The sequence below is a fragment of the Treponema sp. UBA3813 genome, assembly GCA_002368605.1.
In the GTDB taxonomy this organism is placed as follows: Bacteria; Spirochaetota; Spirochaetia; order Treponematales; family Treponemataceae; genus Treponema_D.
This window is the reverse complement of the sequence record DFEB01000058.1, coordinates 1-11448: the sequence shown is the minus strand read 5'-3', so window position 1 is coordinate 11448 and position 11448 is coordinate 1. Positions and strand designations below refer to the sequence as shown.

Here is an 11448-nt window from a genome sequence, read left to right as displayed (position 1 = left end):
GTCTTCCAAGCACAAGCCCGGCAAACGCACGCTTCACGGTGGAAAAATTGCTTGAGGAATATAAGATTGTGAGAAATTATACAAGTTAGAAGCGCTTCGGAATTTACTTCCATCCTTCCCAGACTTTTTCAGACATTCCAACCGTGGCATCTGTCTTTCCATTCCGGCAAATAGGTTGTTTCAACTGAATTAAGCGTAGTATATTTTTTGTGGAAAGAACATCGGTCTTATAGTTTTTCCGTCTGCTGCCGGTAATTTCAGTTGTACGATTTTATCGTACAACTCACTTCCTTCTTTGACTAACTTGATTTTCGGCGCCAGTCCATATTTATTTCTTTCTCGATTTTGGTTCTGGAAGTTCTGCGCACATCGTCGTCACCAATTCCCGCAAAAACTCGCGGTTATCAACATCTTCCACCAAAAGCATTTCTTTTGCGCCCTCGTAAGGCAATTCATGCGGAGCCTTGGGCATTTTTTCCATTGCGGATTTTGTCGGCTTAACAAGGAATCGGTCATCGTAGATTCCACCGAAAATCTTTTTGTCTTTATATAAAATGAATTCACCCATCATTGCGCGATGAGTGATTCCATCCAAAAGAGAAAGCTGGTCTAAGATATAAGCAAGATAGTCTTTTGAAGAAGCCAATTTTTGCTCTCAATTAGTTGTGGTGATGCTCGCCGTGGTGATGGTCACACTTCGCATCGATTGCACCATGCCCGCGGTTTCCGAGAATCAAAGTCTCTACTCCATCATAGGGACTATTTTATAGTGGGGTAGTGGATGATGTCAAACTTCCGAGCAAGCCTTCTACAAATCCTTCATATAAAGCACTTCGTCTTCAACCACTTTTCCCATAACCGTCTTTGTAAAGGCTTTTACAAACTTCATTCCGTTACGTTCAGCCACATGTCGGCTTTGAAGATTGTCAGACTTCATATAAGAAATAATTTTCTTCATACCGCGCTCTTTTGCAAAATCTGAACAAGACTTTGCCGCCTCAGTCGCATATCCTTTTCCCCGGAATTCTTTTCTTAAATGATAACCGATTTCCGGAAATAAATTATTTTCATCCTGCTGCATGGTAATTCCGCAGTCGCCAATCATTTCGCCGCTTTCTTTTAGACACACCGCCCAAAGTCCGAATCCGTATTTTTCGTAATTATCAAGATTCCATTTTATCCAGTTTTCTACTTCTTCCCGGGAAAAAGGGTGCGGATAAAACTTCATCGATTCCGGGTCACTCAAAATAAGGGCAAGAGTGTCCGTATCTTCCAGCGTCATCTGGCGAAGAAAAAGCCTTTTTGTTTCTAATACCATTTTTATCATAAAATCCTTGCGTTAGGCTATGGAGTGGTGGCGAAGCCAGTCGGGAGCAAAGCGGACGACCGAGGGTTACCGAGCCACGGAACAACCGGCCTGCCCCGGGTGCCTGTGGCAACTAGGGCAGGAAACGCCCTATTTTTTAAGTATACCACACACCACTGTAGCAGCCGGAATAAAACTGACCGCCCGTTACCGTAGATAAAGCCAAGCAGAATATCGATTAAATTGGAAGTCTGGGCTGAACCAAGAAAATGAGATGCGTTCACAATGGGAAAAATGCCGAGAAATCCCCCGATAAACGAAACAATATAATGTATCTGCGCCTCGTGACTTTGATTCATGCGAAGAGTGTAGCACAAAAGTTAGAATTTAACTACTTTTGGAGCGGTCGTAAAGTTTGAGAAAATTCTAGTCACATTCTTGAAGTACAAAACCTCTGTGTTGTCATCTTCAGCAGAGTATATGACTCTCAATTCTAAATCTGAAATGTTAATATATTTTGGTAAAAAAAATTAGTAAAAATGCTATGCCCAATTAATTTTAGAAATCACGAGAATAGCATTTATTTTTAATCCTCTACAAGACTTTTATTACAGTTACTACATGAAAAGGCAGATTCAGCAACTTGAGCATGGCATTTTGGACAGAAATATTTTCCTGGCTCTGAATCTTTTATTGCAAAATATTTGTTGCCAACTTGAACAGTGTTAAAAGTATCAGATGGTGTTTCGTTTTTTTCTGTATTATTTTTTTTATCATTTGAGGAATTAGATTTTTCTGATGTACTTACTCTTTTGAGAGAATCAAGTTTCGATGAGATTTCATTAAGTTTGCTCATTTGATTTTTAATACTTTCAATATCATTCAATTTTGTTTTGATTTCAGAAAGAATTTTCATATTATTATCAGTCGCATTAGCAATGTAAACTACAGTTGCAATTAGACCGTAAGCGATAACACAAAAAATTATTCCAAAAAGACCACCCAATACTGCACCAATAATAAATCCAAAAATAGAATTATTTTGATAAACAGCAAGAGTTAGTCCACCAATAATTCCATAAAGAATCACCGTCAAAACAACAATAATTCCAATCCATGCTTCAAATTTTTCTTTTAACCATTGAATCATTTTTTCCCCTTGTCTAAAGCGTATCTTTTAAACGCTTTGACATAATAATTATACGCCTAGAATTATTATTTTACAACGAAAAAGCGCATTAAATTTAGATGATTTTAATATGATTGATATTTTAGAAAAAATTAGAAAACTAAGATTAGAAAGAAATTGGAGTGAATATCAACTTGCTGAAAAGTCAGATTTACCTCAATCAACAATTTCATCATGGTATAGAAAAAATCAAATTCCAACGATTTCTTCACTTGAAAAAATCTGTTCTTCATTTAATTTGACTCTATCTCAATTTTTGATAGAAGAATCTACTTCTTCAAAAATATTAACAGAAGAACAACAAGAACTTCTTGATAATTATTCCCGCCTCTCTAAAAAGCAACAATCGGTTATTTTGGAACTAGTAAAATCAATTTAAAACTCATGGTGACTTTGATTCATGCGAAGAGTGTAGCACAAAAACACGAAAATTTCACAATTCTTTCATATAAAGAACTTCATCGCTGACGACCGTTCCCATTACGGTTTTCGTAAATGATTTCACAAACTTCATTCCGTTTCTCTCAGCAACACGGCGTGAAGGAAAATTGTCCGACTTCATATAGGAGATAATTTTTTTCATACCACGATTTCTGGGAAAAATTCATCCTCAACCTGTTGAATTGAGATTCCGCAATTGCCAATGAACTCGCCAGTTTCTTTTAGGCACATAGCCCAGATTCCAAAACCATTTTTTTCGTAACTATCGATGTTTCGTTTAATCCAGCACTCAATTTCCTCGCGCGAAAAAGGATAAAGTCATTTCACGCAGGCAAAGTCTTTCAGTTTCGATTACGCAGTTCATTTAACTTCCCATTTTCCTCCTTCAATCGCGTAAATTTTTGTCGTAGATTTTTTGTAGCGCTCGTAAGGCTCGCCTGGCAAAAAAGTACAGAAAAGCTGGTCGTATTCCGGGAGCAGGGTAGTGACGCTCTGGCGTTTATCCGGGTCAAGTTCCAGCATCACATCATCCATAAGAAGAATAGGCTTTTTCTCAGTGACATTTGTGTAATAAATCGCCTGAGCAATCCTAAGCAAAATTGCAAGCAGACGCCTTTGCCCGGTGGAGGCATTCGGCACGAAATTCTTTCCGCCGCGAACGAAAACAATTCTGTCCCGGTGTGGGCCGCTCATCGTAGTCTGGATTACTTTGTCCATCTCCCGCTTCTGCTGCAAAATCGAAATAGCCTTTTCTTTAGAAAGAATTTCATTTTCCTCAACTTTCCAGCTGGGAACATACTTGATTGAAACGCCGTCAATTCCCGTAATCTGCTCGTAGAGCTTTCCGAAAATCTGATTGAATTTAAAAATCGTGTCGCTTCGTTTTTTCTGGATTTCGATTCCGTCGGCCGCAAGCTGCATGTCAAAAATGTCGAGCATCTCATATTTTTTTTCTTTAAGAGAAATATTCCGGCTTTTGAGGATTTTTTTGTAACGGCGGTTCAAATCAATGTAAAGCACATCGTACATCGAAAGACACTGATCAATGAAAAACCGCTTTTTTTCAGGCTCGCCGGTGGCATAATCCAAATCATCATGGCAGAAAAGCACGCAGGGCATGGTGTTTATGAGTTCCTTGCGGTCTTTGATTGTCTTGCCGTTTTTTTCGATTCGCTTTTTCTGGTTCTCGTAAGTGAAAAAAAGACTGGCCGTGTTGCCGTTTTCTTCGCGATACAAAGTCTTTACGCTGAAAGATTTTTCGCCTTCCCGTACGATTTCGGCATCAGCCCTGGTGCGAAAAGAATTTCCGTAAGCAGAAAAATAAACTGATTCAAGAAGATTGCTCTTTCCCTGACCATTTTCTCCGACAAAATAGACCTCCTTTGAAAGAAGGTCTATGGTCTTGTTTTCGAGATTTCTGTAATTTACGAACGAAACTAAGAGAACTGGCATATTTTGTCATTATCGGGCTAAACCCGATAATTTACTCCGCACTCATCGGCATGAGAATGTGGAAGTAATCTTCTGCCGGCTCTGGTCGGAGAGTGACTGCCCTCATAACCTCAGTGAACTCAAATGTAATATATTCACAATTCATAATTTTGAGAGGACTGTCGATATGCTTATAGTTCATTGAGATTGAAACTTCCTCACCTGCGTACTGACATGGAATCTCTTCTTTTGCGTCACCAAATTCTGTTGATTTTGAAGTGATTGTAAGAACTCCTGGGGCGAGGTTAAGAATGATTCGGCCAGTTTTATCAATCATGATTGAGATTCGTTTAAGAGCATCCACAAATTCTGACTTCAAGACTTTGAATGAATGTGTCTGATTCTCAGGAATAACCCGCTGATAATTAGGATATTGACCGTCAATCAAAGTAGCAGAGAATTCATAATTCGCAAAATTGAAGAAAATCATTTTATCGACGATTGCAACTGAAATCTGGCCTTCATCAGAAGCATGTTTTGCAACAATATTGAGAATCTTCGGATGAACGATTGCAGCCGGGAAGTCAGCAACTCCTGCAAGCACTGACTTTTCTGTATAAGCAAGGCGTCGTCCGTCTGTAGCAACGAGAACCAGCTTGTCTTCTTTTTTCTCAAAATAAACGCCGTTCATAAAGTAGCGTGTCTCATCATCACTGACCGCAAAACTTGTCTGCGAAATCATAGCCTTAAGTTCTTTTGCTGGAACATCAAAGAAAGAGACTTTTTCGGCAACAGCGATTTCAGGGAATTTATCCTGAGAAGTGCAATTAAGCTGATATTTGATTTTTTTGCTTGTATGACGAATTACCGCAGAAACAAGATTGTCTTTATCCTGCAGGAAGAATTCGATTTCACCTTCTGGAAGAGCCGAAAGGATTCCCATGAATTTATCGCAAAGAACTGTGGTTGAGCCTTCCTCTTCAATATCAACAGGGATTTTAGTCTGGAAATTTACTTTGATATCAGTTGCTTTTACAGTCAAAGAATTTCCTTCTGCAATCAAAAGAACATTTGAAAGAACTGACATAGCGTTCTTTGTGGAAATAATCTCCTGCGCAATGGAAATTTCGTTAATCATTGCGTTTCTGTCGAAAGTAAATTTCATTTTTTTCTCCTTTTTCACAATTCTTATTAAATTTTAAAATTTAAAAAATTTAGTAATAATAATAATAAGGGCTGTGAATTTGTTGAAAAGTCATATAAGTTTTTATTTTATAAGAACTTATATTTGGGAAAACTATTGTTCGAAAATTCACTTTGAATTCACAAATTCAGAATTCTCAAAGTTTTCAACAAGTTATCCACAGTATGTTAGCATATTTCTAACAATAATTCTATCACTTAAATTCTCTAATTTGTTTTTCGAGGATTTTTATAGTTTCTCCTATCATTGGGTCTATTTTGAGCTGGTTTTCAATTTTAGTGATGGAATTCATGACAGTAGTGTGATCTCTTCCGCCGAATTCTTCACCGATTTCCATTAAAGAATATTCTGTAATTTTTCGTGAAAGATAGATAGCAATGTGTCGGGGAATAGCAAGTGTCTTTTTGCGGCAGTCGCTTTTTAATTCTGACACAGAAATATTGTAATAATCGCTTACGACTTTTTGTATTGTTTCCACGGTGATAATTCCACTTTCATTTGAGCCAATTGAATCGGAAAGCTGTTCTTTTGCAATATCGAGGGTAAGTTCTTTGTGCATAAGCTCAGCATATCCAATCATTTTTGAAAGAGCTCCTTCAAGTTCACGGACATTTGACTGGAAAGTTTTTGCGATAAGTTCTTTTACATCCTGGGGAATTGATTTTCCCTGAATCTCAAGTTTTTTGTCGATGATGGCAAGACGGGTTTCATAATCAGGAACTTTTAAATCAATGTTCTGACCGCGGGAGAATCGTGTTTTAAGTCTTTCTACGATTCCGTTTATTTCTTTAAGAGGGCGGTCGCTGGTAAACACGATTTGCCCCTTTCGGTTGTAGATTTCATCAAAAGTGTAGAAAAGTTCGTCCTGAAGTTTTTCAGATTTCTCAAGGAACTGAATATCATCGAGGAGAAGTACATCAAGCTTGCGGTATTTTTTTGTGAATTTGTCGGTTGAGCGTTCGCGAATCGAAGCTGTAAATTCGTTCATCAAAGATTCAGTCGTAATATAAGAGATTTTAAGTTTAGGATTATTAGAATAAATGTAATTTCCGATTGCGACCATTAAGTGAGTTTTACCGATTCCAGAAGGACCATAAAGAAGAATAGGATTGAAATTTTTGTTTCCCGGAGTTTTTGCGGCGGCGAGACAGGCATTGAAAGCATAGTCATGTTCACCGTTGGGAACGAAATTTTCAAAAGTAAATTCCTCGATAAGCTGGGGATGTTTTTCAATAGAAGAATCAGAATTTTTTGAATTTTGAGAAGGACTTGATTCAATTTTTTTGGAAGATTCAACAAAGATTTCGTTTTTAGAAGTTTCTGCCGGCTTTGAATTGAAAATAGGCGAAAGATTTATTTCTTGACCTGTAAGCTCATTGATTTTAGATTCAAATTTCTGAACATTTCCTTTTTGAACCATTCGATCCCATAGAAATTTTGATGGAACGGATACTTTTATTTCGGAAAGAGTGTCCTCTATGTAAGAAAATTTAAAATTTAAGATAAATTCGTTTTCGTTTCCCGAAGATTTAAATTCTTCGTGAATCTGATTCATAGCTTCTTCAAAAAAATCTTTGTAATTCTGTTCTGACATGAAATTTATTTTAGAGTGAAAGCAGAATTTTTTCCACTAAGAATTGAGGAAATTTGTAGTGAGGTTGATTAAGAATATTTTTCGTTCAGGGCTTTGACCATCGTAAGAACTGCATTCAAGTCTGAATCAGAAAATCGCCTCAATTTGTTTTCGATTTCTGAAATCTTAGAATTCAGCGGATTTTTTGAATTTTGATTTTCCTCTTCGCACATGTCCAAAAGATAATCGAGGGAAACGCCTAAAAAGCGAGAAACTTTGAGGGCAGTGTCGGCGGCGGGAATGCTGTTTCGTTTGATTCCGAAACTGATGTTTGCGGCGTCAAACCCAATTGCGTTTGCCAGCTCCTTCCGAGTTTTTCCCAAATAAAGAAGTTCAGAATCAACCTTTTTCCAAAAATTCATAATTTGAAAATATGACAAAAGATAATTTTAAACTTGATTTAAATATCAATAGATTTTAGAATGATAAAATAAATATCTTTTGATATTTTTAAATCTAACGAATTGAGTGGAGTTAATTTATTAGACAAAATTCAATTTAAAAATTTGATTTTCAAAAGGAGATGAAAAATGAAAATCTTTAAAAAAATTGCCCTTGCCATTGTGTTTGCAACTGTTTCAATTGGTGCAACTTTTGCCGCAGAAGGGAAAAAAACTTCTCAAGAAGGACTTGGAAAGTATGCAAAGCTTACGCTTGGATATTCACGAGGCGGAGTTGATACGGAATGGGATTTTGGAAGTGGAGTCAAATATAGTACAATTCTTTATTACAAGGGATTTGAAGTTGTGCCGACTTTTGGCCTGGAAATACCAGTTTCAGGATTAGAAAAGAAAAATCTAAGCCTTGCACTGGAAGGCTCTCTTGGACTTACTTTTGGAAGTGATTCTGACGGACTTTGGGAGAGCAGCACAAAAGTTATTGCACCAGGTGTAATGGGAATTTTAAACTATCACTTTGATACTCTTCCAAAATTGACTCCGTATGCAGGGCTTGGATTTTCAGTTCCGATACAGTTGGTTAATGTCAAATATAAGTACACAACGGTAGATACAAGTGGAAATTTTTCTACGAATCCTAATTATGGAAAAACAACATCAAAAACTTACGAAACCGACAGCACGGTGGTTGGATTTAAAATGAATGCGATGTTCGGGGCAAAATATAACTTCACTGATAAACTGAGTGCTTTAGGTGAATTCGGGATGGGAATATTCGGAGTATTCTCATGGTCAATTCGTGCCGGTGCGATTTATCATTTCTAAGGAAAGTTTCACTTTTTCTCAACGAATCTGCTTGCGTTTTGCAGGCAGATTTTTTTTTAGAACATTCAAATATAACAAAAATTTATCTAATTTCATTGCCGAAAATGCACTTTTTCCACAAATAAATAGATGTATGAAAAGGAAAATCTTTCGTACAGAAATTTATCTGCGAGGTGCAAAAATGCCGACTTTAAGTTCTTTTTTCGGTGTAACTATCAAAATGTACAGCGAGCCGAATTCCAAACACAAACTCCCACATTTACACGCAGAATATCAAGACGAGCAGGCTGTTTATGATTTCTTAGGAAATGTTATTGAGGGCGAAATCCAACAAAGCAAGCACAGATTGATCGTCGCGTGGATTGAAATTCACAGAGAAGATTTGATTTTAAATTGGGATTTGTTGCAAAAGGGAAAAAAGTATTTTAAAATTACTCCGTTGAGGTGATTCATGCTTTATCCAATCCCGATTGCCGTAAAACCAATTGAAGATTTTCAGCTTCTTGTGACTTTTGAAGGAGGCGAAAAACGCATTTATGACGCGAAACCTCTGATAAAAGGCGATTGGTTCGGTCAGCTTCGCGACATCTCAAAATTCAATACGGCAAAAATCGTCTCGAATACAGTGGAATGGGCAGACGGTCAAGACATTGCCCCCGATGAACTGTATTTTGCGAGTAAGAGAGTTATAGGACTAGGGTATGGAGCCCCGAAGTAGCCGTAGGCTATGAGCGAAGGGCGGAACACCCGACCTGCCAGCAGGCAGGTAGCCCCCATCTTTCCACTTTCCGTTTTCAGTTTTTCTCAACCTTGTTTCTTTTTAAAAATTCTACTATAATATTCTTCTCTAAAAGTCTTTTCATGTCTTTTATCTAAAATCATAAATCTTTAATTTACAAGGAAATAAAAATGGCTGCTAATTATTCGGCGGGTAGTATTCAGGTTTTGAAAGGTCTTGAGGCTGTTCGCAAACGACCTGGTATGTATATTGGTTCAACTGGTCCGAAAGGTCTTCATCATCTTGTTTATGAGACTGTAGACAACTGTATTGACGAGGCTATGGCCGGCTTCTGTGACACAATCGTCGTTGCTCTCGAAAAAGACGATATTGTTCGCGTTGAGGATAACGGACGAGGAATTCCGGTTGACATTCATCCCACCGAAAAAATTTCTGCTTTGGAGTTGGTTCTTACTCGTCTTCATGCGGGCGGTAAATTCGATAAAAATGCTTATAAAGTTTCAGGCGGTTTGCATGGTGTAGGTGTTTCCTGCGTAAATGCCCTTTCTGACTGGCTTGAGGCAACTGTCTGCCGTGACGGTCACATCTATCGTCAGAAGTACGAGCGCGGAATTCCTGTTACAAAGGTAGAAGTCATCGGCGACACTCAGGCTCACGGAACTACAATCCGATGGAAGGCCGACAAAACTATTTTCACAGAGACTACGACTTATGATTTTGATGTTCTTTTGCAGCGACTCAAAGAGCTTGCTTTCTTGAACAGCGGAATCGTAATCACTTTCCGGGACGAGCGACTTGAGACTCCGAAAGAAGAAGTCCTCAAATACGAGGGCGGTATCGTTCACTATGTAAAAGAAATCAACGGCAACAAAAAGAGCAAATTCTATTATCCCGAAGAGCCGATTTTTATCACGGGCGAAAAGGACAACGTAATCACTGAGCTTGCTTTCCAGTACAACGATTCTTATTCAGAAGACATTCACACTTATGTAAACGACATCAACACTCGCGACGGCGGAACTCACCTTGACGGTTTCAGAACGGCTTTGCTCTGGGTCTTGAACAAGGCTCTTGACGGCAACGAAAAGATGAAAAAGAAGATGCCTGATCGTGACGGCAAATTCGAGCCGGGCGAGGACAAAAAAGAAAAGCTCACCGGTGAAGATGTGCGCGCGGGATTGGCTGCCGTTCTTTCAATGAAAGTTCCTGAGCCGGAATTCGTCGGCCAGACAAAAGACAAACTCGGAAACACAGAAGTCCGAACAATCGTTGATTCTCTTGTAAAAGAAAAACTGACTATTTTCTTTGAGCTGAATCCGACCGTGCTTGAAAAAGTGCTTGAAAAGGCCGTGGGTGAGGCCGCTGCGCGAGTCGCCGCCCGAAAGGCAAAGGAAGCCACCCGCAAAAAGACTGTGGGAGCCGGATTCCAGAAGCCTGAAAAACTTTCTGACTGCTCAATCAAGGATAATCCTGAAATATGCGAAGTTTACATTGTCGAGGGTGATTCGGCTGGCGGTTCTGCAAAGAAAGGCCGTGACTCAAAGACTCAGGCGATTCTTCCTTTGTGGGGAAAAATGCTCAATGTCGAAAAAGTCAGCCCGGAAAAGGTTATGGGCAACGATAAGCTTGACCCTGTAATCAAAACTTTGGGAACAGGATTCGGAAAAGATTTCAACATCGAAAAACTCCGCTATCACAAAATCATCATCATGGCTGATGCCGATGTCGACGGAAGCCACATCCGCACGCTTCTGCTCACATTCTTCTTCCGCTATATGCCGCAGCTGATTGAGCACGGATATGTTTATCTTGCAATGCCACCGCTTTTCAAAGTTCAGCTTGGCAAAAAAGAGCCTGTTTACTGCTACTCTGATCAGGAACGAGATGATGCTTTGGCCGCTTTGGGTGACCAGAGGGACAAGGCCGATGTCCAGCGATACAAAGGTCTTGGTGAGATGGACGGCGAGCAGCTTTGGGAAACCACAATGGATCCAGCCCACCGAAAAATGCGGGTAGTAACAATCCCGGACGCCGAGGCCGCTGACAAGATTTTCAGCGTCTGCATGGGCGAGGAAGTAGAGCCGCGCCGTGAGTTCATCGAAAGCAACTCCAGCTACGCGAATCTGGATATTTAGTTAAAGCTTGATTTTTCATCAATATTTAGAAAAAACTGATTAAGGAAATATAAATGTTAGAAGAAGAAAAAACCCCGGAAGGTGGAACTGTCATAAAGATTCCGATTGAGGATGAGGTCAAGCAGGCTTACATCGACTATTCGATGT

Annotated in this window: 14 protein-coding genes; 5 read left to right on the top strand and 9 right to left on the bottom strand. The window is 39.1% G+C overall.

The genetic code is table 11. The annotated features are described in order from the left end of the window. Positions 1 to 328: 328 nt before the first annotated feature. The 3 genes from B2089_RS09350 to B2089_RS09340 all read right to left on the bottom strand — a co-directional run bounded on the left by B2089_RS09350 (position 329) and on the right by B2089_RS09340 (position 2456). A complete protein-coding gene (locus B2089_RS09350; protein WP_296324343.1) occupies positions 329 to 646 on the bottom strand; it encodes a TfoX/Sxy family protein in 318 nt (105 codons plus the stop codon). A 162-nt stretch (positions 647 to 808) separates the two neighbouring features. Next, positions 809 to 1318, bottom strand: a complete 510-nt coding sequence (locus B2089_RS09345; RefSeq protein WP_296686950.1) for a GNAT family N-acetyltransferase — start codon at positions 1316 to 1318, stop codon at positions 809 to 811. Positions 1319 to 1892: 574 nt separating this feature from the next. After that, positions 1893 to 2456, bottom strand: coding sequence for a hypothetical protein (locus B2089_RS09340; protein ID WP_296324349.1), 564 nt, complete (start codon positions 2454 to 2456; stop codon positions 1893 to 1895). 109 nt (positions 2457 to 2565) lie between these two features. Here B2089_RS09340 and B2089_RS09335 point away from each other — a divergent pair, with 109 nt between their 5' ends. Continuing rightward, the gene (locus B2089_RS09335; protein WP_296324351.1) at positions 2566 to 2874 is read left to right on the top strand and encodes a helix-turn-helix domain-containing protein; all 309 of its coding nucleotides are present in this window, start codon (positions 2566 to 2568) and stop codon (positions 2872 to 2874) included. Between the two features lie 54 nt (positions 2875 to 2928). Here B2089_RS09335 and B2089_RS09330 read toward each other — a convergent pair whose 3' ends face one another. From B2089_RS09330 to B2089_RS09310, 6 genes are all read right to left on the bottom strand, one after another. Next, a complete protein-coding gene (locus B2089_RS09330) occupies positions 2929 to 3078 on the bottom strand; it encodes a hypothetical protein (RefSeq protein ID WP_296324354.1) in 150 nt (49 codons plus the stop codon). Further along, the gene (locus tag B2089_RS12045) at positions 3075 to 3206 is read right to left on the bottom strand and encodes a hypothetical protein (protein ID WP_349675784.1); all 132 of its coding nucleotides are present in this window, start codon (positions 3204 to 3206) and stop codon (positions 3075 to 3077) included. The genes B2089_RS09330 and B2089_RS12045 overlap by 4 nt, the downstream gene beginning before the upstream one ends. A gap of 90 nt (positions 3207 to 3296) precedes the next feature. Continuing rightward, complete coding sequence (recF, locus tag B2089_RS09325; RefSeq protein ID WP_296324356.1) at positions 3297 to 4388, bottom strand: DNA replication/repair protein RecF; 1092 nt, start codon at positions 4386 to 4388, stop codon at positions 3297 to 3299. A gap of 31 nt (positions 4389 to 4419) precedes the next feature. Next, on the bottom strand, positions 4420 to 5532 hold the full coding sequence (dnaN, locus tag B2089_RS09320; protein WP_296324359.1) for a DNA polymerase III subunit beta: 1113 nt from the start codon (positions 5530 to 5532) through the stop codon (positions 4420 to 4422). Between the two features lie 232 nt (positions 5533 to 5764). Continuing rightward, entirely contained in the window at positions 5765 to 7165 is a 1401-nt protein-coding gene (gene dnaA, locus B2089_RS09315; protein ID WP_296324361.1) for a chromosomal replication initiator protein DnaA, read from the bottom strand. A gap of 68 nt (positions 7166 to 7233) precedes the next feature. Then, the gene (locus B2089_RS09310) at positions 7234 to 7566 is read right to left on the bottom strand and encodes a helix-turn-helix domain-containing protein (RefSeq protein WP_296324364.1); all 333 of its coding nucleotides are present in this window, start codon (positions 7564 to 7566) and stop codon (positions 7234 to 7236) included. 168 nt (positions 7567 to 7734) lie between these two features. Between B2089_RS09310 and B2089_RS09305 the strand changes: the two genes are divergently transcribed. From B2089_RS09305 to gyrB, 4 genes are all read left to right on the top strand, one after another. Next, the gene (locus B2089_RS09305; RefSeq protein WP_296324367.1) at positions 7735 to 8427 is read left to right on the top strand and encodes a hypothetical protein; all 693 of its coding nucleotides are present in this window, start codon (positions 7735 to 7737) and stop codon (positions 8425 to 8427) included. Positions 8428 to 8560: 133 nt separating this feature from the next. Then, on the top strand, positions 8561 to 8875 hold the full coding sequence (locus B2089_RS09300) for a DUF4160 domain-containing protein (RefSeq protein WP_296324372.1): 315 nt from the start codon (positions 8561 to 8563) through the stop codon (positions 8873 to 8875). A gap of 3 nt (positions 8876 to 8878) precedes the next feature. Beyond that, positions 8879 to 9145: a DUF2442 domain-containing protein gene (locus B2089_RS09295; RefSeq protein ID WP_296324375.1), complete on the top strand. Its 267-nt coding sequence runs from the start codon at positions 8879 to 8881 to the stop codon at positions 9143 to 9145. A 191-nt stretch (positions 9146 to 9336) separates the two neighbouring features. After that, positions 9337 to 11301, top strand: coding sequence for a DNA topoisomerase (ATP-hydrolyzing) subunit B (gene gyrB / locus B2089_RS09290; protein ID WP_296686942.1), 1965 nt, complete (start codon positions 9337 to 9339; stop codon positions 11299 to 11301). The last annotated feature ends 147 nt before the right edge of the window (positions 11302 to 11448 follow it).